The following is a 23741-nucleotide window of genomic DNA, read 5'->3' as shown; positions in this document are numbered from 1 at the left end:
ATGACCGAGCGGGTCACCGTCACGGGACCCCGTCGCCGTCGCCCACCGGCCCGGCGACGCGCGGTGACCGCGGAGATCGACGAGCAGACGCAGCTCGGCGAGGTGTACATGCGGGCGTTGCTCCGGGCCCAGCTGCGGCTCAGCCTGTCCGTGGCGGGTGTCGTCCTCGGGCTGCTCGCGACGCTGCCACTGCTGTTCGCCGTCGTGCCCCGGATCAGCGCGATCGAGCTGGCCGGGGTGCCGCTGCCGTGGCTGGTGCTCGGCGGGCTGATCTACCCGGCGCTGGTCGCGGCGGCCTGGTTCTACGTGCGGGCGGCCGAGCGGGTCGAGCGCGACTTCGGCGACATGGTGAACCGCCCGTGAGCTCGTCGACCGGCATCGTCGCGGTCGTCCTGACGGCGCTGGCGACGGTGCTCATCGGCATGTACGGGGTCCGCGCGGCCCGCACGACCAGCGACTTCTACGTCGCCTCGCGGACCGTGACGCCGTGGTGGAACGCGTCGGCCATCGGCGGCGAGTACCTGTCGGCGGCGTCGTTCCTGGGCGTGGCAGGGCTGGTGCTGGCGTACGGCACCGACATGCTCTGGTTCCCGGTCGGCTACACCGCCGGCTACCTCATGCTGCTGGTGCTGGTGGCGGCACCACTACGGCGGTCGGGCGCATACACGCTGCCGGACTTCGCCGAGGCGCGGCTGGAGTCCTCGGCGGCGCGGCGGATGGCGAGCATCCTCGTCGTCACCATCGGCTGGCTCTACCTGCTGCCGCAGTTCCAGGCCGCCGGGCTGACGCTGCGCACCGTCACCGGGGCGCCGCTGTGGGCCGGACCCGTCGTCGTCGCCGTCGTCGTGCTGGTGAGCGTGCTCGGCGGCGGCATGCGCAGCATCACGTTCGTCCAGGCGTTCCAGTACTGGCTGAAGCTGACGGCGCTGCTGGTGCCGGTGATCTTCCTGCTGCTGGTGTGGCTGAACGACGGCCGGCCGGAGCTGGCGGCGCCGGGGTCGCCGGTCTTCGATGAGCCGACGTCGGTCGAGGTCACCACCGACGTGACGATCGACGTGCCGTCGCGGGTCACGGTCGTGGCGGACGGCGCGGCGCTGGTGCTGGAGCCGGGCCCGCACGACGTCTCGGCGGGGACCGTGCTGGACTTCCCGGCCGGCGCGCCCATTCCGCACGCGTCGTCGCTGACCCCGATGACCGGCGAATCGTGGGCGCTGCCGCTGACCGCCGGCGGCGACCACCCGCTGTACGCGACGTACTCGCTGATCATCGCGCTGTTCTTCGGGACGATGGGACTGCCGCACGTGCTCGTGCGGTTCTACACCAACCCCGACGGGCGAGCCGCGCGGCGCACGACGCTGGCGGTGCTGGGTCTCTTGGGCGTGTTCTACGTGCTGCCCGGGCTGTACGGCGCGCTCGGACGGCTGTACACACCGGAGCTGCTGCTGACGGGTCGGACGGACGCCGTGGTGCTGGTGCTGCCGGCCCGGTTGATCGACGGGGTGGCGGGCGAGGCGTTGTCGATGCTGGTGACGGCGGGCGCGTTCGCCGCGTTCCTGTCGACGTCGTCCGGGCTGACGGTGTCCGTGGCCGGCGTGCTGTCGCAGGACCTGCTGCACGGGCGGGTCCGCAACCCCGTGACCGGCTTCCGGCTGGGTGCGTTCCTGGCCCTGCTGGTCCCGATCGGACTGGCGCTGACCAGCCCGTTCCTCGGCATCGCCGACGTCGTCGGGCTCGCCTTCGCCGTCGCGGCGTCGTCCTTCTGCCCGCTGCTGCTGCTCGGCATCTGGTGGCGGCGGCTCACCTGGCCGGGGGCGGTGGCCGGGCTGCTCGCCGGCGGCGGCGCCTCGACGGCGGCCGTCGTGGTGACGATCCTGGGTGGGCCGCAAGGGGGGTGGGTGGGCGCGCTGCTCGCCCAGCCGGCGGCCTGGACGATGCCGCTCGCGTTCCTCGTGATGATCGTGGTGTCGCTCGGGACGCAGCAGCACCTCGCGCCGGGCGTGAACCGCACCATGGTCCGGCTGCACACGCCCGAGAACCTCGACCTCAACCGCGGCGACTGGGACCCCGAGGACCGCTGGCGCACCTGAGGCCAAGCAGCACGAGATACTGCTGATCAGCCGTGTCCGAGGCTTGCCGACCGCGCCGACTCGACCAGTTGCGCCGCGGCGCGCGCGGCTTTCTTGACATCGGCGGCACTGGCACCCAGGTGGCTGTAGCCAGCCTTCGTCTTCATCGACAGCAACACAGCGAGGTGGCGGCTCGAGCCGGAGTCGGCCGTCTTCAGCAATCCGATCGCCTCGGCATGGTTGTCCCCGATCGGATGCTGTCCGAGCCGCGCGCAGCAGATGACGTCGGACGCGGCGATGCCCGCATGCACGTAGAGCGTCACGACGGAATCGCGCAACTGCTCACCGTCATCGAGCAGGTCGATGTCGTCGGCTGCTTGGAGAAAGCCCTCCGCCTTGAGCATCCGGCCGCGACGCACCGTGACGGGGCAGGGTCGTGCACCCATACGTCTCAGACCGTCCTCTCTCGCAGTCGCCTGCCCAGCCAGGATCGATCTCCGACGACGGTCACCCCGGTTCTCAGCACATCGCGTAGCACCGGCTCGCCCCCGGACCGGCGCAGTTCGGCGACCGTGTATTCCAGCGGCCTGGTGTCATTGCCGGTCCAACGGGTGACCACCTCGACCAGGTCGTCCACCTGTCGTCCCCAGACCACCTCGTCCGCGTCGTTCGCACGGATCAGGAGCACGTCGATGTCGCTGTCGGGCCTCATCTCGCCCCGCCCGGCCGAGCCGAACAGCGCGGCGTAGACAGGCGGCTGTTCCCAGCCGGCGAGCTTCTGTTCCATTCTGTGCAGGAAGGTGCTTCGCAGGCTTGCCAGGCCGACGATGTGCTGTGCCGCCAGATGGTCCCGGTTCAGCCGGTAGCTGACCGCAGGCCCGACCTGTTCGGCCGACACCACCCCTTGTTCAGCCAGCCGGCGCAGGACCTTGCGGATCCCCTCCTCCGACCCGCGGCCCAGCACGCGTCCGAGTTGCCCGGTGGTGAAGGCTCGGTCCGCCAGCGCGAGAGCAGTCAACACCGGGCCGTCGAGGGTCGGCGTCACCACAGCCAGTGGCTGCGACAGTTGCACGAGACAGGCCTCCTCACCAACTATCGTTGGGCCATCCCAACAATAGTACAGCTATCCGTACTATTCTGAGGTCTCGTGTTCCGACCGCTCGTCGCAGACGGACGACCGCTCGTCGCAGGGGCGAGACCCGCACGCCGCACCCATGTACCGCTCACCGACAGCCCGCGCGAGGCGTCTCCCGAGCCCGCAGGCGGCGGCCCTACCGTGGCGCCCCACAACCGGATCACTGTGAGCCGGACCACATGACGACGAGGAGGTCGGAGCGTGGCCAGTCTCGAGACACCCCCGCCCGAACGCGCCGTACCCACCGCCGAGGAATACGAGCGGATGCAGGCCAGCCCGGAGTTCGCCGAGCTGCGCCGCAGGTTCCGCAACTTCGCGTTCCCGATGACCGCCGCGTTCCTGGCCTGGTACCTGCTCTACGTGCTGCTGTCGACGTACGCGGTCGACTTCATGTCCCAGCGGGTGGCCGGCAACATCAACGTCGGCCTGCTGTTCGGTCTCGGCCAGTTCGCGTCGACGTTCCTGATCACGTGGCTGTACGTGCGGCACGCGGACCGGAAGCTGGACCCGATCGCGAAGCAGATCCGTGACGAGCTGGAGGGGGCACGCTGATGGACACCCATGTCGGAAGCCCCGGCGTCAACATCACGATCTTCGCGGTCTTCGTCGCGATCACGCTGGTCATCGTGCTGCGGGCGTCGCGCAACAACAAGACCGCGGCGGACTACTACGCCGGCGGCCGGGCGTTCACCGGCCAGCAGAACGGCATCGCGATCGCCGGCGACTACCTGTCGGCCGCGTCGTTCCTCGGCATCGCCGGCGCCATCGCCATCTACGGCTACGACGGCTTCCTCTACTCCATCGGCTTCCTGGTGGCGTGGCTGGTCGCGCTGCTCCTGGTCGCCGAGCTGCTGCGCAACACCGGCCGGTTCACCATGGCCGACGTGTTGTCGTTCCGGATGCGGCAGCGCCCGGTGCGCACCGCGGCCGCGACGTCGACGCTGGCGGTGTCGTTCTTCTACCTGCTGGCGCAGATGGCCGGCGCCGGCGGCCTCGTCGCCCTGCTGCTCGGCGTCACCGACCGGGGCGGCCAGGGCGTCGTCATCGGCGTCGTCGGCGCACTGATGGTCTTCTACGTGCTGGTCGGCGGCATGAAGGGCACCACCTGGGTGCAGATCGTCAAGGCGGTCCTGCTCATCGCCGGCGCCTTCGTCATGACCATCTGGGTGCTGGCCCAGCACGACTTCAACCTGTCGCAGCTGCTCGGTGCGGCCGTCGACTCCGCGGGCGGCGCGGCCGGCCTGCTCGACCCGATGAACCAGTACGGCGCGTCGGACACCTCGAAGCTGGACTTCATCTCGCTGGCGCTGGCCCTGGTGCTCGGCACCGCCGGCCTGCCGCACGTACTGATGCGGTTCTACACGGTGCCGACGGCGCGCGACGCCCGGCACAGCGTGACGTGGGCGATCGCCCTGATCGGCCTGTTCTACCTGCTGACGCTGGTACTCGGCTACGGCGCCGGCGCGCTCGTCGGGCCGGAAGAGATCCTGGGCGCACCGGGCGGCGTGAACTCCGCGGCGCCGCTGCTGGCCTACGAGCTGGGCGGCACGATCCTGCTCGGCATCATCGCCGCCGTCGCGTTCGCGACCATCCTCGCCGTCGTGGCGGGCCTGACGATCACCGCGTCGGCCTCGTTCGCGCACGACGTGTACGCCAACGTCATCAAGAAGGGCGAGGTCGAGGCGAACGACGAGGTCCGGGTCGCCCGGATCACGGCGGTCGTCATCGGCGCGGTGGCCATCGTCGGCGGCATCTTCGCCAACGGCCAGAACATCGCGTTCCTCGTGGCGCTCGCGTTCGCCGTCGCCGCCAGCGCGAACCTGCCGGTGATCCTCTACTCGCTGTTCTGGAAGCGCTTCAACACCCGGGGCGCGGTGTGGAGCATCTACGGCGGTCTGCTCACCGCGGTGACGCTGATCGTCTTCTCGCCGGTGGTGTCGGGCAAGCCGGTGAACCCGGCGACTGGCCGCAGCCCGTCGATGCTCCAGGACGTCGACTTCCACTGGTTCCCGTTGGACAACCCCGGGATCATCTCCATACCGGCCGGATTCTTGTTCGGTTTCCTGGGCGCACGGCTGTCCAAGGAGTACAACGCGTCCAAGTACGCGGAGATGGAGGTCCGGTCGCTGAGCGGCGCCGGAGCCGAGAAGGCCACCTCCTCGCACTGAGCCCGCACCCACCCCGGCGCGCGCTGCCGTCGACCTCACCGTCCTTGCCCCGCGGGCACATGCGATGGTGAGGTAAGACGGCAGCGCGCTCGGGTGCGCTGCCCGGGCGCACCAGCTGCACGACCGTCGACAAGGAGCAGACGAACGTGACCAATGACGCTCTCTCCAATCTGCTGCACGAGGACCGGAGCTTCCCTCCGTCCGAGGAGTTCGCAGCGCAGGCCAACGCCAAGGCCGACCTGTACGAGGAGGCGGCCGCGGACCGGCTGGCGTTCTGGGAGCGCCAGGCGCGCGAGCTGCTGTCGTGGGACACCGAGTGGTCGCAGGTGCTCGACTGGAGCAATCCGCCGTTCGCGAAGTGGTTCGTCGGCGGCAGGCTCAACGTGGCATACAACTGCGTCGACCGGCACGTCGAGGCCGGCCACGGCGACCGCGTCGCGATCCACTGGGAGGGTGAGCCGGGCGACTCGCGCACCCTCACCTACGCCGACCTGCAGCGCGAGGTCTCGAAGGCCGCCAACGCGCTGACCGAGCTCGGCATCGGCCACGGCGACCGCGTCGCGATCTACCTGCCGATGATCCCCGAGGCCGCCGTGTCGATGCTGGCGTGCGCCCGCATCGGCGCCATCCACTCCGTCGTGTTCGGCGGGTTCTCGGCCGAGGCGCTGCGCAGCCGCATCGAGGACGCGCAGGCCAAGCTCGTCATCACGGCCGACGGCGGGTACCGGCGGGGCAAGCCGTCGGCCCTCAAGCCGGCCGTCGACCAGGCCGTCGCCAAGTCGCCGTCCATCGAGAAGGTCCTGGTCGTGCGCCGCACCGAGCAGGAGGTCGACTGGAACGAGAGCCACGACGTCTGGTGGCACGACATCGTCGACCGGCAGTCCGACCAGCACACCCCCGAGGCGCACGACTCCGAGGACACGCTCTACATCCTCTACACGTCCGGCACCACGGGGAAGCCGAAGGGCATCAAGCACACGTCCGCCGGCTACCTGCTGCAGTCCGCCTACACGCACCGCAACGTCTTCGACCTCAAGCCCGAGTCCGACGTGTACTGGTGCACGGCCGACGTCGGCTGGGTCACCGGCCACAGCTACATCGTCTACGGCCCGCTCGCCAACGGCGCCACCCAGGTGATGTACGAGGGCACGCCCGACTTCCCCGAGGCCGGCCGCTGGTGGGACATCGTCGAGAAGTACAAGGTCAGCATCCTGTACACCGCGCCCACGGCCATCCGCACGTTCATGAAGCAGGGCGAGGAGATCCCGGGCCGCCGCGACCTCTCGTCGCTGCGCGTCCTCGGCAGCGTCGGCGAGCCGATCAACCCCGAGGCCTGGATCTGGTACCGCCGCGTCATCGGCGGCGACCGCACCCCCGTCGTCGACACCTGGTGGCAGACCGAGACCGGCGCCATGATGATCAGCCCGCTTCCCGGCGTCACCGCGGCCAAGCCCGGCTCGGCGCAGAAGGCACTGCCGGGCATCTCGGCCGATGTGGTCGACGACGCCGGCAACGTCGTGCCCGACGGCCACGGCGGCTACCTCGTGCTCACCGAGCCCTGGCCGTCCATGCTGCGCACCATCTGGGGCGACGACGAGCGCTTCATCGAGACGTACTGGTCGCGCTTCGAGGGCCGCTACTTCGCGGGCGACGGCGCCAAGAAGGACGACGACGGCGACATCTGGCTGCTGGGCCGGGTCGACGACGTCATGAACGTGTCCGGCCACCGCATCTCGACCACGGAGGTCGAGTCGGCCCTCGTGTCCCACCCGAAGGTCGCCGAGTCCGCCGTCGTCGGCGCCTCGGACCCGACCACCGGCCAGGGCATCGTGGCGTTCGTCATCCTGCGCGCCAGCGCGGGCGACGGCGGCGCCGACGTCGTCCAGGAGCTGCGCAACCACGTCGCCAAGGAGATCGGCCCGATCGCCAAGCCGCGGCAGATCATGATCGTGCCGGAGCTGCCGAAGACGCGGTCCGGCAAGATCATGCGCCGTCTGCTGCGCGACGTCGCCGAGAACCGCGAGCTGGGCGACGTGCAGACCCTCGCCGACCCGACGGTGATGAACCTCATCAGCGACGGCCTGTCCCAGGGCGGCGCGTCCGAGGACTGACCCCGCACCCCACGTGAGCCGGCGCCGTCGACGGACGGCGCCGGCTCACGCGTTCTTCGCCGCCACCTCGAGGGCGACGGAGCGCAGGGTCGCGCGCAGGGACGCCGGCTCGAGCACCTCGACCGCGTTCATCAGCGTGAACAACTGGTGGGCCGCGACCTCCTCGGACTCGGTCCACAGCTCGACGGCGCTCCAGCCGTCGCCGTCGGGCTCCCCGGCCGTCTCCCTGGCCTGTGCCGCCGCCAGCGCGCCGACCGCCGTGTGCAGCCGACGCAGCGCCGACGGGGAGAGCCGCACCCGGCAGCGGTAGCGCAGCAGCGACCGGTCGAACTCGGCCGACGACGCCGCCCACCACGAGGCGAGGTCGAAGCCGTCGGGCCGCCAGCTCGCCTCGGCCCGCACCGTCGCCGCGTCGATGCGCCCGGCCCGGTAGGTGCGCACCTGCTGCCGGTGCGCCGCGACGAGGTACCAGGTGCCGGCCTTGAGCACGAGCCCGAGCGGGTCGAGCAGCCGCGACACCGTCCGGTCCGAGCGCCGGTACGCGACCTCGAGCCGCCGGCCGGACCAAACGGCGTCGGACACCGCGGCCAGGTGCGCGGGCGGCGCCGACGTGTCGAACCAGCCGGGTGCGTCGACGTGGAAGCGCTCGCGCAGCCGGGCCGCCCGGCCGCGCAGCTCCGGCGGCAGCATGGCGATGACCTTCGTCTGGGCGGCGACGAGGACGGTGCCCAGCCCCAGGTCGGCGACGGCGCTGGGGACGCCGCCGAAGAACAGCGCGGCCGCCTCGTCCCCCGTCAGGCCGTCCAGAGTCGTCCGCCAGCCCTCGACCAGCCGGATGCCACCGCCCGGCCCGGACTCGGTCCACAGCGGCACCCCGGACGCCTGCAGCGCCGCGACGTCGCGGTAGACCGTGCGCACGGACACCTCGAGCTCGCGGGCGACCTCGGTGGCCGTCATGGTCCGCTTCTGCTGGATCAGCAGCATCATCGCCATCAGCCGGCTCGCTCTCACACCGTCGAACCTATCCGGAGAAGCTGACAGAAGATGTCAGCGATGCGGCAGGACCATGGAGTCATGGCGACCTGGAGACAGTTCGAGGACGAGGCACCCGAGCTCGCGGTGATCGCGCGCGAACGGCTCACGGCGACGAAGCACCACGTGCTCGCGACGCTGCGCATGGACGGATCGCCGCGGGTCAGCGGCACCGAGGTCGCGTTCGAGGGCGAGCACCTGACGCTCGGTTCCATGCCCGGCGCGTTGAAGGCTCGCGACCTGCAGCGCGACCCCCGCTACGCCCTGCACTCCAACCCCGGCGACGGGTCGATGACGGCGCCGGACCTCAAGATCTCCGGCCCGGCCGTCGAGGTCGTCGGAGCGGAGTTCGACGCCTACCGGTCCGGCCACGAGACGGAACTGCCGCCGGGACCGTTCCACCTGTTCCGGCTCGGCCTCGACGACGTCGTGCTGGCCGGGCTCAACGACACCCGCACGGGCATGGAGATCACGCTCTGGCGGCCCGGGCAGCACGTGCGGACCTTCACCCGCTGACGCGCCCCGCGAGGCGGACGATAAAATATCCCGCAGGTGTGCCGGGAAGTCTGGTCGGCGTGACGTCGTCGTGCGCCCAGACTCGAAAAGGTGAAGCCCGTGCCCCGCCGCCGCTTGTTCGCCCGGTCCACCTGGCCCGAGGCGCAGTACGTCGCCTCCGTGCTGCGCAACGAGACGACGGGCGGCCTGCTCATGCTGGCGGCCGCGGCGACGGCGCTCGTCTGGGCCAACGTCGGCACCGAGTCCTACGAGGCGGTCCTGACGACAACCGTGGGCCCGGCGGCGCTGCACCTCGACCTCGACCTCGCGACGTGGGCCGCCGACGGCCTGCTGGCGATCTTCTTCCTGGTCGCCGGCCTGGAACTGAAGCGCGAGCTCGTCGTGGGCAGTCTGCGCCGGCCGGCCGAGGCGGTGCTGCCCATCGTCGCGGCCGTCTGCGGGATGATCGGCCCGATCGTCGTGTACCTGGTGGTCAACGGCGTCGGCGGCGGCCGCACCGACGGATGGGCCGTGCCGACGGCGACGGACATCGCGTTCGCCCTGGCCGTCCTCGCCGTCATCGGGTCGCGGCTGCCGTCGGCGCTGCGGGCGTTCCTGCTGACGCTCGCCGTGGTCGACGACCTGCTGGCGATCCTGCTCATCGCGATCTTCTTCACCACCGACGTGCGGCTCTGGCCGTTCGCCGGCGCGGCCGCGATCCTCGTCGCCTACGGCTTCATGCAGCACCGCCGCATCAGCGCATGGTGGCTCTACGTGCCGATGGGCGTCGTCGCCTGGGCGCTCATGCACGAGAGCGGCGTGCACGCGACCGTCGTCGGCGTCGCGTTCGGGCTGCTGACCCGTGCGCACCGCGAGCCGGGCGAGGACCAGGCGCCGGCCGAGCGGGTCGAGCACCAGGTGCGGCCGTTCTCCGCCGTGCTGTGCGTGCCGATCTTCGCGCTGTTCGCCGCCGGGGTCACCCTCTCGTCGGACACGCTGCGCGACATGCTCACCGAGCCGGTGGCGCTCGGCGTGATGCTCGGCCTCGTGGTGGGCAAGACGATCGGGGTCTTCGGCGGCACCTACCTGACCGCCCGGTTCACCCGAGCGGAGCTGAGCAGCGACCTCACCTGGGGCGACGTGTTCGGGCTGGCGACCATCGGCGGCATTGGCTTCACCGTGTCGCTGCTCATCGGCGAGCTCGCCTTCCGCGGCGATCCGCACCTCGAGGAACTGGTCAAGACGGCGGTCCTCTGCGGATCCGTGCTCGCGGCGGTGATCGCCACCGTCGTGCTGGGCCGGCGCAACGTCATCTACCGGCGGCTGGCCGAGGAGGAGACCCGCGACGACGACCACGACGGGATCCCGGACGTGTACCAGGTCGAGGACCCGGGTACTCGCCCGTAACGCGTCGGCCCGTCTTCGCGACCATGGTCACCGACCTGCTCTAGAGTCGAACACGAGGCCACGCCGGCAGCCGCCGCCGCGGCCGTCGTGACTCGTGACTATTGCGACGAGGGGGTTCCGGATGGCCGCACGGGCAACCAGTGAGGCCGACGGGTCTGCCTCCATCGGCCGGCTCGTGGCCTCCATCAAGGACGACCTCACCGGTCTGGTCCACAACGAGATCGAGCTGGCCAAGGCGGAGCTGAAAGAGGACGCCAAGTCCGCCGCCATCGGCAGCGCGATGACCATGGTGGCCGCGTTCCTGGGTGTGGTGGCCTTCCTGCTCGCCTCCTTCGCGCTCGTCTACGGCGTCCGCGCGCTCGGCCTGACCATCGGCTGGGCGTTCCTCGTGGTCGCCGGCTTCTACGTGCTCGTCGCACTCGTCCTGCTGGTGGTGGCCCGTGGCCAGTTCGGCAGGATCTCCATGGCCGAGCGGACGAAGATCTCCGCTCGCGACGCCGCCCGCGCTCTGAAGAGGTCCAACGGCAGCACGTGATCACCAACGACGCACATCGCCAGACGGTCGAGATCCCTGGCCCCTGGACGCACCGCACCGTCGCCGCCAACGGGGCACAGTTCCATGCCGCCGAGATGGGCCACGGGCCGTTGGTCCTGCTCCTGCACGGGTTCCCCGAGTTCTGGTGGGCCTGGCGCCACCAGCTGCCCGCGCTCGCCGCGGCCGGCTGGCGCGCCGTCGCCCTCGACCTGCGTGGCGCCGGCGGCAGCGACAAGACCCCGCGCGGGTACGACGCCTTCACGTTCGCCGCCGACATCACCGGCGCCATCCGCTCCCTCGGTGAGCGACGAGCCGTCCTGGTCGGGCACGGCTGGGGCGCCTACGGGGCGTGGACGGCCGCAGCCATGCGGCCCGCGCACGTCGACGCGCTCGCCGTCCTGTCGATGCCGCACCCGCTGATCTTGCGTCGGCACCTGCTGCGCGGGCGGCTGCGGCACAGCGGCTCACTGGCCTGGGTGCAGACCCCCATGGCCCCGGAACGGCGGCTCATCGCCGACGACGGCGCGCACGTCGAGACCCTGCTGCGGCGCTGGTCCGCGCCCGGCTCGCCGTTCCCCGACGACGAGGCGGCCCGCAACTACCGCGCCGCCATGCAGTTGTGGCCGGCGCCGCACTGCGCGCTGGAGTACCAGCGCTGGCTGTTCCGCTCTCTCTTCCGCGGCGACGGCCGGCGCTTCGCCAAGCGCGTCCAGGACCCGCTCACCATGCCGGTGCTGCAGGTGCACGGCGCCCAGGACTCCAACTTCGACATCGACCTCGCCGCCTCGTCGCGCACCATGGTCGGCGGCGAGTACCACTGGCTCTCCCTGGAGTCGGCCGGTCACTTCCCGCACGAGGAGGCGCCCGACGCCGTCACCGACGCCCTCCTCGACTGGCTGGTCAAACAGCGCGATCACGACTGAGGCACGGGACGTTGCGGCGTGGCTGCGAGAGGCATCGGGCTCGTGGCATGGCCCACCTACGCGATCATCCGAACGATCGAGTCACGGCCATGATCACCTGTGGACACGCGTGATGGCCGGCGATTGCTGGCGTGATGACGCCAGCAATCGCCGATGATCAAGGGCGGGGACCGGCGGCGCAGCGCCACCGGCCGGGTCAGGTGCAGGAGCCGGTCGAGACGGGGTCGGTGGCCTGGGCGGCGTTGGCCGCGAGCTCGCTGAACTCGCTGGGCGCCAGCGCGTAGCCGGTGTCGGGGTCGGTCAGCGACGCCGCGAAGACGACGCCGAGGACGACGCCGTCAGGCGAGATGAGGGGGCCGCCGGAGTTGCCCGGCCGGATGCTGCCGCGCAGCGACACGACGTCGCGGGTGATGGTGTTCTCGTCGTAGATGTCGTGGCCGATGAGCTGGTGCACGTCGCGGACGCGGACCTCTTCGCTGCGCAGCGGGCCGTTGTTCGGGTAGCCGATGACGGCGGCCTCGTCGCCGTTGGCGGGGTCGTCGGTGATGATGGGGAGCTGCTCGAGCGTCAGCCCGGGGACGGCGAGGACGGCGAGGTCGGTCTCGGGGTCGAAGGCGACCACCTGGGCGGCGAGCGGGTCGCCGTCGGGGAAGGTGATGACGGGCTCGGCGACGCCGGCCACGACGTGGGCGTTGGTCATGATGCGCTCGGGTGCGACGACGAAGCCGCTGCCGGTGATGACCCGCTCGCAGGCGTCGGCGCGGCCGGTGATCTGGACGACGCTGGTGGCGGCGGTGCGGACCTCGGGGTCGCGGCGGAGCAGGCTGCCGGGCGGGCCGACGTCGACGATGGGCTCGGACGCCCACGGCACGACGACCTGCGGGAAGCCACCGGCCGCGACGACGTCCTCGAAGGCGTCGCGCAGGCTGTCGGGCGAGATGGGCACCGCCTGGTCGACGAGGTCGAGCAGCCGCGACTCGCGGACGCCCGGCGACGCGTAGGGGACGGCGGCGGTGGAGATGGCCAGGCCGACCGCCCACGCGGCGAGCAGCAGGCCCGCGACGCCCAGGACGGCCCCGCCGGCGGCGTCGAACTTCTTGGCCGGCTGCGACGACACCTTGGAGCGCACCCAGCCGCCGGCCCAGGCCAGCACGCCCTGACCGATGGACGCCACGCCGAGCACCAGCAGGACCGCCAGCACCGACACCCCGAGCCCCGGGTCGAAGCCGCCGAGCACCAGCGGCACCAGCAGCAGCCCCGCGGCAGCACCGCCGACGAACCCGACGAACGACAGCAGGCCGACGACGAAGCCGTGGGTCCAGCCGGTGTAGCCGACGACGACCGCCAGGATGATGATGATGAGGTCGACGGCGTTCAAGCCCAGCGTCACGACCCACCTCGACCTTCACGGCTCAGGCCCGCCCCCGTTGGCATGGGCTCGACGAGAGTACGATCCCACGGCTCGGCGATTCCGGCAGCATCGAACAAGGTGGACAGCACGCCCGCCGTGAACCCCCAGATGAGCAGGCCACTGGCCCGGAAGGCCGGTCCGGAGTGGCCCGACGGGTAGCGCAGCTGCAGGCGGTTGGCGGGGTCGGTCAGCTCGCTGAGCGGCACCCGGTGCACCGACGCGACCTCGACGGGGTCGACGACGCGCACCTCGCACGGCTCGCGCCACCAGGCCAGCACCGGCGTGACGGAGTAGTTGGAGACGGGGACCCACAACGGCGGCAGCGTGGTGATGATCTCGACGCCGGCGGGGTCGACGCCCGTCTCCTCGGCGCACTCGCGCAGCGCCGTGCCGACCGGTCCGCCGTCGCCGGGATCGGCGCCGCCGCCGGGGAACGCTGCCTGCCCGGCGTGGTTGCGCAGGCCGGCCGCACGCTCGATGAGCAGGACGTCGGGCTCGCCGTCGGTCTCGCCGAACAACAGCAGGACGGCGGACTCGCGGGCGGAGTCGTCCGGTGGGCCCCACCGGCCGGCCTGCTCGGCCCACTCACCGGCCGCGGCGTCGGCGATGCCCCGCAGCCAGGCGGGCGGCCGCGGACCGGCGGGGGTGGTCATGCACGCGGCCCTTCACGGACCAGCTTGGCGGCGACCTTGGAGTCAGTGGGGCCCTCGCCGAACGACGGGCACAGCCGGGCCAGCGGGCAGACCCCGCAGGCCGGGCGCCGGGCGTGACAGCGCCGTCGCCCGTGCCAGATGACCCGGTGCGACAGCATGGTCCACTCGCTCTTGGGGAACATGGCGCCGATCTCCGCCTCGACCTTGTCGGGGTCGGTCTGCGTGGTCCAGCCGAACCGGCGGACCAGCCGGCCGAAGTGGGTGTCGACGGTGATGCCGGGGACACCGAACGCGTTGCCGAGGACGACGTTGGCGGTCTTGCGACCGACGCCGGGCAGCGTGACGAGGTCCTTCAGCGTGCCGGGGACCTCGCCGCCGAACCGCTCGACGATGGCCTGCGACAGCCCGAGGATGGACTGCGTCTTGGCCCGGAAGAACCCGGTGGGCTGGATGATCTTCTCGACGTCCTCGCGCTCGGCGGCCGCCAGCGCGACGGCGTCGGGGTAGCGCGCGAACAGCGTGGGGGTGACGCCGTTGACCCGGACGTCGGTGGTCTGCGCGGACAGCACGGTGGCGATCAGCAGCTCGAACGGGGAGGTGAAGTCGAGCTCGCAGTGCGCGTCGGGGTACGTCGCGTCGAGCTCACGGTTGATCTTGCGCGCCCGCCGGGTGAGAGCGAGCTTGGACTCGGTAGCGACCATCGACACCACTTCACTCTACGTTCCCGCTCCGACAGTCCGACCAACGGAAATGCCGACCGGACAGAGCGTGTTCTCCAACAGGACCAATTCGCAGGGGCGAATGGTGAGCCATGATGGGCCGCAGGCACAATAGGTCGCGGCCGACGTGACGCGAAACACCCGGGCTTCCGGGACCGCGCGACCGCACGTGGCTCGATGGCAAGGAGGATCTGGCTGTGGCTGACGACGCTCTACGGAGCGCACTTCTGTTCCGCGAACTCGACGACGAGGCCGCCGGCGCGCTGCGTGCGTCGATGACCGAGGTGCACCTGGGCCGCGGCGAGACGCTCTTCCGCGAAGGCGACGAGGGCGACCGCGTCTATGTCGTCACCGAGGGCAAGATCAAGCTCGGCCGCACCGCACCCGACGGACGCGAGAACCTGCTGGCGCTGCTCGGTCCCGGCCAGATGTTCGGCGAGCTGTCGCTGTTCGACCCCGGGCCGCGCTCGGCCACGGCCACGGCGGTCACCGACACGACGCTGTGGAGCCTCAGCCACGCCGACCTCACCCCCTGGCTCACGGGCCGCCCCGAGGTGGCCCGCGGCCTGCTTCTGCAGCTGGCGTCGCGGCTGCGCCGGTCCAACGACATCCAGACCGACCTCGTCTTCTCCGACGTGCCGGGCCGGGTGGCCAAGCAGCTGCTCGACCTCTCGCAGCGCTTCGGCGTCCCGTCCGAAGAGGGCATGCGCGTCGTCCACGACCTCACGCAGGAAGAGCTGGCCCAGTTGGTCGGCGCCTCGCGCGAAACGGTGAACAAGGCGCTGGCCGACTTCGTGTCGCGCGGCTGGCTGCGGCTCGAGCAGCGCTCCGTCGTCGTCCTCGACGTCGACCGCCTGCGCCGCCGCGCCCGCTGACGCCGTCCGCTCAGCCGGCCGCGCGCAGGTAGTGCAGCGTCGCCTCGACGGTGCGCTCCGCGGCCGGCCAGAGCCCGCGGTCGATGTCGGCGTAGACGACCTCGACGACGTCGCGGGCGTTCCGCGCCCCGCCGTCGAGCGCCGCCCGCACCTGCTCGATCCGCTGGCGCCGGTGGGCGACGTACTCGTCGACGACGGCGGCAGCCCCGTCCCGTAGCGGGCCGTGGCCGGGCAGCAGCAGCGCGCCGGGCGGCACCGCCGTGCGCAGCAGCTCGAGCGAGGCGAGATAGGCGCCGAGGTCGCCGTCCGGGTACGACACGATGGTGGTCCCGCGGCCGAGCACGGTGTCGCCGGTGAACAGCAGCACGGACTCGCCGTCGTCGGCGACGAAGGAGACCGAGTCCGCGGTGTGTCCCGGCGTGTCCAGTACCAGCAGGCCGAGGTCGTCCAGCCGCTCGCCGTGCGCGGGCAGCTCGGCGTCGGCGCCGCTGGCGACCGGGTCGCGGGCCAGCACGGGCGCGCCTCCGGTCAGCTCGCGGAACAGCTCGATCCCGCCGCAGTGGTCCGGGTGGTGGTGCGTGATCAGCGCGAGCGAGACCGACCCCAGCGACAGGACGGCGTCGAGGTGCTCCTCGAGCCACGGGCCGGGGTCGATGACGACGGTGCCGTCGGCGGTGCGCAGCACGTAGGTGTTCGTGCCGTCCAGCGTCATGGGACCGGGGTTGTCGGCCCGCACCAGCCGGCACCACTCCGGCAGCACGACGTCGCTCACGCGTTGTCCCCTCGGTCGTCGCCGGGATAGTCGGGGTCATCGGGCAGCAGGCTCCACACCTGCGTGCCGTCGTCGAGCCAGCCGGGCACGACGGTCTCGACGAGCCGTCCGTCGCCCGCGGCCAGCACGTCGGCCACCGTGGCGAACGGGATCAGCGAGGTCAGCAGCACCGCCGTCGGCGGCAGCACGACCCACTCGCCCGCCTCGGCCCGGGCCAGCGCGTCGGCGGGGCGCACCCAGCCCACCTCGGACGCCTCGCCGGAGACGTCGGCCGCCTCCTGGTCCGGCGGCAGCGCGGCGAGGTAGAACCAGGTGTCGTAGCGGCGTTCCTCGAACCGCGGCGTGATCCAGTGCGCCCACGGCACGAGGTCGCCCGGCGCCAGCACGACGCCGGTCTCCTCGTGCGTCTCGCGGATCGCGGCGCGGACGAACGCCTCGGCGGGATCGGCGCCGTCGGCGGGGTCGACCTTGCCGCCGGGGAAGGCCAGCATGCCGCCGAACGCCATGCCGAGGTGGCGGACGTGCACGTACACCTCGACACCGCCGCCCGCGACGTCGGCGCTGTCGCGCAGCAGCCCGACCGTCGCCGCCGGCCGGGAGGGCCCGACCGGCAGGCCGCCCGCGACGAACGCCCGGGCCCGCTCCGCCATGGGAGCGGGCAGCGGGCGCCGCGCGTCATTCATGCGAACGAGCCTCAGCCGACCTCGACGATCATCTCGACCTCGACCGGCGCGTCGAGCGGCAGCACCGGGACGCCGACGGCGCTGCGGGCGTGCTGGCCGGCGTCGCCGAAGACCTTGCCGAGCAGCTCGCTGGCACCGTTGACCACCTGCGGCTGGCCGGTGAAGTCGACCGTGGACGCGACGAAGCCGAGCACCTTGACCACCCGGGTGACGGCGGACAGGTCGCCGACCTCGGCGCGAATGGCGGCCAGCGCGTTGAGGGCGCACTGCTGGGCGCACTCGTAGGCCTGCTCGGGCGTGACCTCCGCGCCGACCTTGCCCTTGTGGACGAGCTCGCCGCCCCGCATCGGCACCTGGCCGGAAGTGAACACGAACGAGCCGCTGCGCACGGCCGGCACGTAGGCCGCGACCGGCTTGACGACGTCGGGCAGGCTCAGGCCGAGGGCGGCCAGCCGCTCCTCAGGGGTCCCCGTCATTCGGACTTCTCCCGCTTGAAGTAAGCCACCACGTTCTCGGGGTTCATGCCGGGGACGATCTGGACCAGTTCCCAGCCGTCCTCGCCCCAGTTGTCCAGGATCTGCTTGGTCGCATGCACCAGCACGGGTGCGGTCGCGTACTCCCACTTGGCCATGGGCGCGAGCCTACTGGGCCACCCTCAGGCCCAGCGCGACCCCTGGCCCACGTGCTCGTCGAATACCAGCCAGGTGCGGGTGCTCAGCACACCGGGGACGTCCTGGATGTGCTCGAGGACGACGTGGCGCAGCTCGCTGTTGTTGGGGGCACGGACCAGGGCCAGCACGTCGAAGTCGCCGCCGACCAGCGCGAAGTGCTCGACGTACGGCAGCGAGCCGAGCGCCGCGGCCACTTCGCGCCAGGCGTTCTGCTGGATGGACAGCATGACGTAGGCGCTGGTGGCCAGGCCCGCCCGCTCGGGGCTGACCTGGGCGGCGAACCCGGTGATGACGCCGTCGGCGAGCAGCCGGTCGACCCGCGCGTAGGCGTTGGCGCGCGAGACGTGCACCCGTTCGGCCAGCTGGCGGATGGACAGCCGGCCGTGGTCGACCAGCTCGGCGAGGATGCGGCGGTCGACGTCGTCGAGCTCGCGCGCAGACGATCGGCCGGTATTCCAGGTGTGACCGCTGTCACTCTGAGACATCTGGTCGCTCATGGCGCCTCCTCACTGCCGATTGTCACCACTTTCGGCCCGATGTGGAGATGACCATCTCACAGGGGCACGATTCAGGGATACAGCGTCCGCCTGCCGACAGGGGTGTACGAGCCATGACCACGCAGGCCGAGCACCACATGCCCACGGCCGCCGCGCCCGCCGAGGCCGGCCTGTTGCCGTCGCCGGAACCGGTGCGCTTCCTCGACGACGACGGCGCTCCCGCCCCGGGCGACGCCCACGGCCGGTACGAGCGGCCGCCGAGCGCCCTCCTCAAGCGCGCCTACGACGCCATGGTGCTGGGCCGCCGGTTCGACGCACAGGCCACGGCGCTGACGAAGCAGGGCCGGCTCGCCGTCTACCCGTCCAGCCGCGGACAGGAGGCCTGCGAGATCGGCGCCGTGCTGGCGCTGCGCGAGACCGACTGGCTGTTCCCGACCTACCGCGACACCATGGCGCTGGCCGCGCGCGGCATCGACCCGGTCGAGGCGCTGACGCTGCTGCGCGGCAGCTGGCACTGCGGCTACGACCCCGTGGCCACGCGCACCGCGCCCCAGTGCACGCCGCTGGCCACGCACGCCCCGCACGCCGTCGGCGTCGCCTACGCCGCCCGCCGGCGCGGCGAGGACGCCGTCGCGCTGGTGCTCATCGGCGACGGCGGCACCAGCGAGGGCGACTTCCACGAGGCGCTGAACTTCGCCGCCGTCTTCCACGCGCCGGTCGTCTTCCTGGTGCAGAACAACGGCTTCGCCATCTCGGTGCCGCTGTCCCGGCAGACGGCGGCACCGTCGCTGGCGCACAAGGGCGTCGGCTACGGCGTCCGGAGCGAGCGCGTCGACGGCAACGACCCGCTCGCCGTCCTGGCGGTGCTGACCGACGCCGTCGAGTGGGCGCGGGCCGGCGGCGGGCCGGTCCTCGTCGAGGCGCACACGTACCGCGTCGAGCCGCACACCAACGCCGACGACGACGCCCGCTACCGCGACCACGACGAGGTCGAGGCGTGGAAGCGGCGCGACCCGCTCGCCCGGCTCGAGGCGCACCTGCGCGCCCGCGGCGAGCTGACCGACGACGACGTCGCGGCGGCACGCGAGGCGGCCGAGGCCTACGCCGCCGACGTCCGCGCCCGGCTCGGCGAGGAGCCCACCGGCGACCCCGCCGACCTGTTCGCGCACGTCTTCGCGGAGCCGACGCCGCAGCTGCGCGAGCAGGCGACCTGGTTGGCCGAGGAGCTGTCGCACGACGCGGCGGAGGGCGCCCGATGACGCTGACCATGGGCAAGGCGCTCAACGCGGCTCTACGCGACGCGATGCGCGAGGACGAGTCGGTCGTGATGTTCGGCGAGGACGTCGGCGCGCTCGGCGGCGTCTTCCGGGTCACCGACGGCCTGGCGGCGGAGTTCGGCGAGGACCGCTGCTTCGACACCCCGCTGGCTGAGGCGGGCATCGTGGGGCTGGCCGTGGGCATGGCGATGAACGGCTTCCGCCCAGTGGTCGAGATGCAGTTCGACGCGTTCGCCTACCCGGCGTTCGAGCAGATCGCCTCGCACGTCGCGAAGATGCGCAATCGCACGCGCGGCGCCGTCGGGCTGCCGATGGTCATCCGGGTGCCGTACGCGGGCGGCATCGGCGGCGTGGAGCACCACTCGGACTCCTCCGAGGCGTACTACGCGCACACGCCCGGCCTCAAGGTGGTCACTCCGGCGACGGTCGCCGACGCGTACTCACTGCTGCGCGAGGCGGTCGCCGACCCCGACCCGGTCGTGTTCATGGAGGCCAAGAAGCTCTACTGGGCCAAGGACGAGGTGTCGCTGCCGGTGACGACGGAGCCGTTCGGGACGGCGGTGGTGCGCCGGCCCGGGTCGGACGCCACGCTGGTGGCCTACGGGCCGGCCGTGCCGGTGGCGCTCGAGGCGGCGGCCGCCGCGGAGGCCGACGGGCGCTCGCTCGAGGTCGTGGACCTGCGGACGCTGGTGCCGTTCGACGACGCGACGGTGGCGTCGTCCGTCCGGAAGACAGGCCGCTGTGTCGTGGTCGCCGAGGCCACCGGGTTCGCCAGTGTGTCCGCCGAGATCGCCGCGCGCGTGCAGGAGCGCTGCTTCCACTCGCTGTGGGCGCCCGTGCTGCGGGTCACCGGCTGGGACGTCCCGTACCCGCCGCCGGTACTGGAGAAGTACCACCTGCCCGGCGTCGACCGCGTCCTCGACACCGTCGACCGGCTGCAGTTCGACGACGCGCCGGACCCGCGGTTCCTGACCGGGGCGGCAGGATGACGGACTACCCCATCCCCGGCGAGGAGCGCACGTTCCGGCTGCCCGACCTCGGTGAGGGGCTGACGGAGGCCGAGATCGTCGCGTGGCGGGTCGCCGAGGGCGACGAGGTCGGCGTCGACGACGTGGTCGTGGACGTCGAGACGGCCAAGGCGACGGTCGAGGTCCCCTGCCCGCACGCCGGCCGGGTGACGCGGCTGCACGGCGAGCCGGGCACCATGGTCGCCGTCGGCGCACCCCTCATCACGGTCGAGGGCGCGGAAGCGGCCTCATCGACGACGGCGTCCGGTGCGGTTCTCGTGGGCTATGGCACCGGCAACGCGACGATGACCCGGCGCCGGTCGCGCAATCGGACGGTCGCGGCCAGTGCGGCGAACGGGGCGCCGCGCGTGCTCTCGCCGGTCGTTCGCAAACTGGCCCGCGACCGCGGCGTCGACGTGCGGGTGCTCACCGGCTCGGGCCCCGACGGCGTCATCCTGCGGCGCGACGTCGAAGCGGCCCCGGCGGCGGCGGCCGAGCGCTCCCCAGCTGGTCCCCCAGCGCAGGCACCGCGGGAGCCGCAGCCGACGCCGTCGATGCAAAGAGAACCACTGCGCGGCATGCGGCGCGCCATCGCAGAGAAGCTGTCCCGGAGCCGGCGCGAGATCCCCGATGCCACCACGTGGGTCGACGTCGACGCGACCGGGCTGATGGAGGCGCGCGAGACCCTCGGCGTCGGGCTGCTGGCGCTGCTCGGCCGCATCAGCGTCGCCGCGCTGACCCGGTTCCCCGAGCTCAACGCGTCGGTCGAGCGCGACGGCGACGACCTCGTCCTCGTCCGGCACGGCCATATCGGCCTCGGCTTCGCCGCGCAGACCGAGCGCGGGCTCGTCGTCCCCGTCGTCCACGAGGCGGACCGGCTCAGCACCAAGGAGCTCGGCGCCGAGCTGGCCCGGCTCACCGAGGCGGCCCGGGCCGGCACGCTGACCCCGGAGCAGCTGACCGGCGGCACCTTCACGCTGAACAACTACGGCGTGTTCGGGGTCGACGGCTCGACACCCATCGTCAACCATCCCGAGGCGGCGCTGCTGGGCGTCGGGCGCATCGTCGACAAGCCGTGGGTCGTCGACGGGCAGCTCGCCGTGCGCAAGGTCACCCAGCTGTCGCTGACGTTCGACCACCGGGTCTGCGACGGCGGCGTGGCCGGCGGGTTCCTGCGCTACGTGGCCGACTGCGTCGAACGGCCGCTGGGGCTACTGCTCGACCTCTGACGGGTTCTCGAGCGAGTGCTCGGCGCGGTGCTTGCGCCAGCGCTCGATCATGAGCGGCAGCTCGGCGCGCATGAACTCCATGTAGTCGAGCGTCTCGACCAGCCGGTGCGCGCCGCGCCCGGGCGGCAGCTTGGCGATGCCGTCGCTGAGCACGGCGCTGTAGCGGCGCAGCAGCGGCTCGCGCTGCATGATGATGTGCGCCCAGACGTCGTCGTCGTAGATGCGGTAGTGGTCGGCGCGCGACCCCGGCTCGCGCTCGCGCGCCAGCAGGCCGGCCTGCACCAGCGTGCGCACGGCGCCGGAGATGGCCGCCGGGCTGACTCGCAGGCCATCGGCGAGCTCCGCGGCGGTATACCCCTCGGCGTCCTCGGCCAGCACGTAGGCGAACACCCGGGCGGGCATGCGGGGCAGCCCGGACTCGGTGAGGACGAGGGCGAACTGCTCCACGAACCGCAGCAACGCGTCGTCGTCCTGGCCGTCGGCCGGACCGGTCATGTGGACGTCCCCCCTTCGCTGTGAGCACCATCATACGTTTTATCCAGTTCACAATTTTGTGAACAACGGCTAGGTTGGCACCTAGGCGGGGGTGCCTGAGGCCGGGCGCCCCGGCGAGCCACTAGATTCGTAGTGGAGCCGTGGGCGCTGCGGTCGCACCGCGCCCGGCATCGGATCGGAGGACGCGCGGTGAGCAGCACGGGCCTGGCGGTCGCGTTCGCCGCCGGCGCCGCCAGCCTGCACGCCCTGGCCGCCCTCGGCATGGTGGCGCGGCTGCGCTGGTGGTACCCGACCGCGTTGACGGTCGCCGCGTCGGGGCTGCACGTGTGCGCCCTGCACTTCGGGCCGCTGACGCTGGTGCAGCCGCTCGGCGTGCTGAGCCTGGCGTTCGCGCTGGTGCTCTCGTGGGCGGTGACGCGCCGGCGGGTCACGCCGCGCGAGTGGGCCGGCATGGGCCTGAGCATGGCCGGGCTGGCCGCGCTGTTGCTGCTGGCCTCACCCACCCGGCCGCGCAGCGAGCTGACTTCCACGCAGATCCTCCTCCTCACCGTCGCCGTCGTCTCCCTCATCGCCGTGGCCGTCGTGGCCGCGTCGCGGCTGCGGCTGCGCCCGGTCCGGCGCAGCCTGCTGTTCGCGCTCGCCGCCGGGACGACGTTCGGGGTGTCCTCCGCGCTGACCCAGACGGTGACCATCCGTGTCGCCGACGCCGGCACCGCCGCCGCCCTGCAGCCGGCCAGTGCCGTCGTGCTCGTGCTGGCGGCCACCGGGCTGCTGCTCTCGCGCCGCGCCTACCGCGGCGGACTGGGCGCCCCGCTGGCCACCGCCACCATCGTCAACCCCGTGACGGCGTCGGCCATCGGCATCGGGCTGCTCGGCGAGCGGTTCTCCGGCGGCCCGGCCGAGGTGACGTTGTCCGTCGCCGCCGCCCTGACGGCCGCGGCCGGCGTGGTGCTGCTGGCGCGCGGCAGCCGGGCCGCGGTCACTCGCCCGACACGGCGCGAGCGGGTTCCGGTCCCGACCTGAGCTCCCGCAAGGCCGCCCGGTGCTCGCGCCACCGGGCCGCGGCGACCTCGAGCTGGGCGTACACGAACCGGTAGAACTCGCGCGTCTCGTGGACCCTTCGGTACCCGGCGCGGTCCTTCGGCAGCAGCGTCAGGCCCTCGGCGAAGAGGACGTCGACGTGGCGGAACATCGGCTGCTGCCGCCCGATGATCGTCGCCCAGACGTCGTCGCTGTAGAGCCGGTAGTGGTCGACCCGCTCGCCGGGCCTGCGGTCCTTGACCAGCATGCCGATGTCCATCAGCAGCCGCACCGCGCCGGAGATGGCGGCCGGGCTGACCCGCAGACCCTCGGCGAGCTCGGCCGCCGTGTGCGTCTCGGCGTCCGAGGCCAGCACGTAGGCGAACACCCGGGCCGGCATGCGCTGCAGGCCGGCGTCGTTCAGGAGCAGGGCGAACTGCTCGACGAACCGGCTGCGCGCGCGCTCGGAGTCGTCGTCACTCATCGTCGTCAACCCCCTTGGCTCAACCATAACGGACTTTTAGCAATTCACAAATCTGTGAAGAGTGTGTAGTGTCGCC

Annotated in this window: 27 protein-coding genes; 14 read left to right on the top strand and 13 right to left on the bottom strand. The window is 72.1% G+C overall.

Annotation, left to right across the window (positions count from 1 at the left end; all coding sequences use genetic code 11):
* Together HD601_RS10730 and HD601_RS10725 are read left to right on the top strand one after the other, a co-directional pair.
* Positions 1 to 363, top strand: coding sequence for a hypothetical protein (locus HD601_RS10730; RefSeq protein WP_184821718.1), 363 nt, complete (start codon positions 1 to 3; stop codon positions 361 to 363).
* A complete protein-coding gene (locus HD601_RS10725; protein WP_184821716.1) occupies positions 360 to 2087 on the top strand; it encodes a sodium:solute symporter family transporter in 1728 nt (575 codons plus the stop codon). Before HD601_RS10730 ends, HD601_RS10725 begins: the two co-directional genes overlap by 4 nt.
* 26 nt (positions 2088 to 2113) lie before the next feature.
* Here the strand turns inward: HD601_RS10725 and HD601_RS10720 are convergent, their stop codons facing one another.
* The gene (locus tag HD601_RS10720; protein ID WP_221440815.1) at positions 2114 to 2470 is read right to left on the bottom strand and encodes a hypothetical protein; all 357 of its coding nucleotides are present in this window, start codon (positions 2468 to 2470) and stop codon (positions 2114 to 2116) included.
* A 47-nt stretch (positions 2471 to 2517) separates the two neighbouring features.
* Complete coding sequence (locus HD601_RS10715; RefSeq protein ID WP_184821712.1) at positions 2518 to 3138, bottom strand: nucleotidyltransferase domain-containing protein; 621 nt, start codon at positions 3136 to 3138, stop codon at positions 2518 to 2520.
* A 327-nt stretch (positions 3139 to 3465) separates the two neighbouring features.
* On the opposite strand from HD601_RS10715, the gene HD601_RS10710 reads away from it, so the two are divergent.
* The 3 genes from HD601_RS10710 (at position 3466) to acs (ending at position 7480) form a co-directional block, all read left to right on the top strand.
* Complete coding sequence (locus HD601_RS10710) at positions 3466 to 3753, top strand: DUF485 domain-containing protein (protein WP_184829684.1); 288 nt, start codon at positions 3466 to 3468, stop codon at positions 3751 to 3753.
* Entirely contained in the window at positions 3753 to 5369 is a 1617-nt protein-coding gene (locus HD601_RS10705) for a solute symporter family protein (RefSeq protein ID WP_184821710.1), read from the top strand. Before HD601_RS10710 ends, HD601_RS10705 begins: the two co-directional genes overlap by 1 nt.
* 146 nt (positions 5370 to 5515) lie before the next feature.
* Positions 5516 to 7480 (top strand): acetate--CoA ligase, encoded by a 1965-nt coding sequence (gene acs / locus HD601_RS10700; protein WP_184821708.1) that lies wholly within the window; start codon positions 5516 to 5518, stop codon positions 7478 to 7480.
* 45 nt (positions 7481 to 7525) lie between these two features.
* On the opposite strand, the gene HD601_RS10695 is transcribed toward acs, so the two are convergent.
* The gene (locus tag HD601_RS10695) at positions 7526 to 8491 is read right to left on the bottom strand and encodes a WYL domain-containing protein (RefSeq protein ID WP_184821706.1); all 966 of its coding nucleotides are present in this window, start codon (positions 8489 to 8491) and stop codon (positions 7526 to 7528) included.
* A 63-nt stretch (positions 8492 to 8554) separates the two neighbouring features.
* Here HD601_RS10695 and HD601_RS10690 point away from each other — a divergent pair, with 63 nt between their 5' ends.
* From HD601_RS10690 to HD601_RS10675, 4 genes are all read left to right on the top strand, one after another.
* On the top strand, positions 8555 to 9028 hold the full coding sequence (locus HD601_RS10690; protein WP_184821704.1) for a pyridoxamine 5'-phosphate oxidase family protein: 474 nt from the start codon (positions 8555 to 8557) through the stop codon (positions 9026 to 9028).
* Between the two features lie 90 nt (positions 9029 to 9118).
* Positions 9119 to 10414 carry a Na+/H+ antiporter NhaA gene (nhaA, locus tag HD601_RS10685; RefSeq protein WP_184821702.1) on the top strand — a complete coding sequence of 432 codons (1296 nt, stop codon included), beginning with the start codon at positions 9119 to 9121 and terminating at the stop codon, positions 10412 to 10414.
* A gap of 121 nt (positions 10415 to 10535) precedes the next feature.
* A complete protein-coding gene (locus tag HD601_RS10680; RefSeq protein WP_184821700.1) occupies positions 10536 to 10949 on the top strand; it encodes a phage holin family protein in 414 nt (137 codons plus the stop codon).
* The gene (locus tag HD601_RS10675; protein WP_221440811.1) at positions 10946 to 11872 is read left to right on the top strand and encodes an alpha/beta fold hydrolase; all 927 of its coding nucleotides are present in this window, start codon (positions 10946 to 10948) and stop codon (positions 11870 to 11872) included. Before HD601_RS10680 ends, HD601_RS10675 begins: the two co-directional genes overlap by 4 nt.
* Positions 11873 to 12068: 196 nt before the next feature.
* Here the strand turns inward: HD601_RS10675 and HD601_RS10670 are convergent, their stop codons facing one another.
* Genes HD601_RS10670 through nth form a run of 3 tightly spaced genes read right to left on the bottom strand, consistent with a single transcriptional unit; the run spans position 12069 to position 14637 of the window.
* Positions 12069 to 13262, bottom strand: coding sequence for a MarP family serine protease (locus HD601_RS10670; RefSeq protein ID WP_184821698.1), 1194 nt, complete (start codon positions 13260 to 13262; stop codon positions 12069 to 12071).
* Positions 13259 to 13936, bottom strand: a complete 678-nt coding sequence (locus HD601_RS10665) for an NUDIX hydrolase (RefSeq protein WP_184821696.1) — start codon at positions 13934 to 13936, stop codon at positions 13259 to 13261. The genes HD601_RS10670 and HD601_RS10665 overlap by 4 nt, the downstream gene beginning before the upstream one ends.
* On the bottom strand, positions 13933 to 14637 hold the full coding sequence (gene nth, locus HD601_RS10660; protein WP_184829680.1) for an endonuclease III: 705 nt from the start codon (positions 14635 to 14637) through the stop codon (positions 13933 to 13935). The genes HD601_RS10665 and nth overlap by 4 nt, the downstream gene beginning before the upstream one ends.
* A 215-nt stretch (positions 14638 to 14852) precedes the next feature.
* On the opposite strand from nth, the gene HD601_RS10655 reads away from it, so the two are divergent.
* Complete coding sequence (locus tag HD601_RS10655; RefSeq protein ID WP_343076396.1) at positions 14853 to 15530, top strand: Crp/Fnr family transcriptional regulator; 678 nt, start codon at positions 14853 to 14855, stop codon at positions 15528 to 15530.
* A 10-nt stretch (positions 15531 to 15540) separates the two neighbouring features.
* Here the strand turns inward: HD601_RS10655 and HD601_RS10650 are convergent, their stop codons facing one another.
* From HD601_RS10650 to HD601_RS10630, 5 genes are read right to left on the bottom strand one after another with little or no spacing between them, the layout of a single operon-like run.
* Positions 15541 to 16242 (bottom strand): MBL fold metallo-hydrolase, encoded by a 702-nt coding sequence (locus HD601_RS10650; protein WP_184829676.1) that lies wholly within the window; start codon positions 16240 to 16242, stop codon positions 15541 to 15543.
* A 56-nt stretch (positions 16243 to 16298) separates the two neighbouring features.
* Positions 16299 to 16985 carry an NUDIX hydrolase gene (locus tag HD601_RS10645; RefSeq protein WP_184821694.1) on the bottom strand — a complete coding sequence of 229 codons (687 nt, stop codon included), beginning with the start codon at positions 16983 to 16985 and terminating at the stop codon, positions 16299 to 16301.
* 11 nt (positions 16986 to 16996) lie between these two features.
* A complete protein-coding gene (locus tag HD601_RS10640; RefSeq protein ID WP_184821692.1) occupies positions 16997 to 17461 on the bottom strand; it encodes a RidA family protein in 465 nt (154 codons plus the stop codon).
* Entirely contained in the window at positions 17458 to 17616 is a 159-nt protein-coding gene (gene sp36, locus HD601_RS10635; RefSeq protein WP_184821690.1) for a Sp36 family protein, read from the bottom strand. The genes HD601_RS10640 and sp36 overlap by 4 nt, the downstream gene beginning before the upstream one ends.
* Positions 17617 to 17640: 24 nt before the next feature.
* Positions 17641 to 18153 (bottom strand): Lrp/AsnC family transcriptional regulator, encoded by a 513-nt coding sequence (locus HD601_RS10630; protein WP_221440806.1) that lies wholly within the window; start codon positions 18151 to 18153, stop codon positions 17641 to 17643.
* A 113-nt stretch (positions 18154 to 18266) separates the two neighbouring features.
* Here HD601_RS10630 and pdhA point away from each other — a divergent pair, with 113 nt between their 5' ends.
* From pdhA to HD601_RS10615, 3 genes are read left to right on the top strand one after another with little or no spacing between them, the layout of a single operon-like run.
* The gene (gene pdhA, locus HD601_RS10625; RefSeq protein WP_184821688.1) at positions 18267 to 19412 is read left to right on the top strand and encodes a pyruvate dehydrogenase (acetyl-transferring) E1 component subunit alpha; all 1146 of its coding nucleotides are present in this window, start codon (positions 18267 to 18269) and stop codon (positions 19410 to 19412) included.
* On the top strand, positions 19409 to 20419 hold the full coding sequence (locus HD601_RS10620) for an alpha-ketoacid dehydrogenase subunit beta (protein ID WP_184821686.1): 1011 nt from the start codon (positions 19409 to 19411) through the stop codon (positions 20417 to 20419). The genes pdhA and HD601_RS10620 overlap by 4 nt, the downstream gene beginning before the upstream one ends.
* A complete protein-coding gene (locus HD601_RS10615; RefSeq protein ID WP_184821684.1) occupies positions 20416 to 21666 on the top strand; it encodes a dihydrolipoamide acetyltransferase family protein in 1251 nt (416 codons plus the stop codon). The genes HD601_RS10620 and HD601_RS10615 overlap by 4 nt, the downstream gene beginning before the upstream one ends.
* Here the strand turns inward: HD601_RS10615 and HD601_RS10610 are convergent.
* Positions 21649 to 22161, bottom strand: a complete 513-nt coding sequence (locus HD601_RS10610; protein WP_184821682.1) for a GbsR/MarR family transcriptional regulator — start codon at positions 22159 to 22161, stop codon at positions 21649 to 21651. The two genes, HD601_RS10615 and HD601_RS10610, sit on opposite strands and share 18 nt — an antisense overlap.
* A gap of 189 nt (positions 22162 to 22350) precedes the next feature.
* Here HD601_RS10610 and HD601_RS10605 point away from each other — a divergent pair, with 189 nt between their 5' ends.
* A complete protein-coding gene (locus HD601_RS10605) occupies positions 22351 to 23184 on the top strand; it encodes a DMT family transporter (RefSeq protein ID WP_184821680.1) in 834 nt (277 codons plus the stop codon).
* Here HD601_RS10605 and HD601_RS10600 read toward each other — a convergent pair.
* Positions 23141 to 23665 carry a GbsR/MarR family transcriptional regulator gene (locus HD601_RS10600; protein ID WP_184821678.1) on the bottom strand — a complete coding sequence of 175 codons (525 nt, stop codon included), beginning with the start codon at positions 23663 to 23665 and terminating at the stop codon, positions 23141 to 23143. The two genes, HD601_RS10605 and HD601_RS10600, sit on opposite strands and share 44 nt — an antisense overlap.
* Positions 23666 to 23741: the final 76 nt, after the last annotated feature.

The organism is Jiangella mangrovi (assembly GCF_014204975.1).
GTDB classification, from domain to species: Bacteria; Actinomycetota; Actinomycetes; order Jiangellales; family Jiangellaceae; genus Jiangella; species Jiangella mangrovi.
The sequence above is the reverse complement of the archived record's forward strand: the minus strand, read 5'-3'. Positions and strand labels throughout refer to the sequence as shown.

Coding starts and splice junctions, on each gene's coding strand:
- HD601_RS10730 (WP_184821718.1), top strand. CDS start 1: ATGACCGAGCGGGTCACCGTCACGGGACCCCGTCGCCGTCGCCCACCG.
- HD601_RS10720 (WP_221440815.1), bottom strand. CDS start 2,470: ATGCTCAAGGCGGAGGGCTTTCTCCAAGCAGCCGACGACATCGACCTG.
- HD601_RS10710 (WP_184829684.1), top strand. CDS start 3,466: ATGCAGGCCAGCCCGGAGTTCGCCGAGCTGCGCCGCAGGTTCCGCAAC.
- HD601_RS10705 (WP_184821710.1), top strand. CDS start 3,753: ATGGACACCCATGTCGGAAGCCCCGGCGTCAACATCACGATCTTCGCG.
- HD601_RS10690 (WP_184821704.1), top strand. CDS start 8,555: ATGGCGACCTGGAGACAGTTCGAGGACGAGGCACCCGAGCTCGCGGTG.
- HD601_RS10680 (WP_184821700.1), top strand. CDS start 10,536: ATGGCCGCACGGGCAACCAGTGAGGCCGACGGGTCTGCCTCCATCGGC.
- HD601_RS10665 (WP_184821696.1), bottom strand. CDS start 13,936: ATGACCACCCCCGCCGGTCCGCGGCCGCCCGCCTGGCTGCGGGGCATC.
- nth (WP_184829680.1), bottom strand. CDS start 14,637: ATGGTCGCTACCGAGTCCAAGCTCGCTCTCACCCGGCGGGCGCGCAAG.
- HD601_RS10650 (WP_184829676.1), bottom strand. CDS start 16,242: ATGACGCTGGACGGCACGAACACCTACGTGCTGCGCACCGCCGACGGC.
- HD601_RS10645 (WP_184821694.1), bottom strand. CDS start 16,985: ATGAATGACGCGCGGCGCCCGCTGCCCGCTCCCATGGCGGAGCGGGCC.
- HD601_RS10640 (WP_184821692.1), bottom strand. CDS start 17,461: ATGACGGGGACCCCTGAGGAGCGGCTGGCCGCCCTCGGCCTGAGCCTG.
- sp36 (WP_184821690.1), bottom strand. CDS start 17,616: ATGGCCAAGTGGGAGTACGCGACCGCACCCGTGCTGGTGCATGCGACC.
- HD601_RS10630 (WP_221440806.1), bottom strand. CDS start 18,153: ATGAGCGACCAGATGTCTCAGAGTGACAGCGGTCACACCTGGAATACC.
- pdhA (WP_184821688.1), top strand. CDS start 18,267: ATGACCACGCAGGCCGAGCACCACATGCCCACGGCCGCCGCGCCCGCC.
- HD601_RS10620 (WP_184821686.1), top strand. CDS start 19,409: ATGACGCTGACCATGGGCAAGGCGCTCAACGCGGCTCTACGCGACGCG.
- HD601_RS10615 (WP_184821684.1), top strand. CDS start 20,416: ATGACGGACTACCCCATCCCCGGCGAGGAGCGCACGTTCCGGCTGCCC.
- HD601_RS10610 (WP_184821682.1), bottom strand. CDS start 22,161: ATGACCGGTCCGGCCGACGGCCAGGACGACGACGCGTTGCTGCGGTTC.
- HD601_RS10600 (WP_184821678.1), bottom strand. CDS start 23,665: ATGAGTGACGACGACTCCGAGCGCGCGCGCAGCCGGTTCGTCGAGCAG.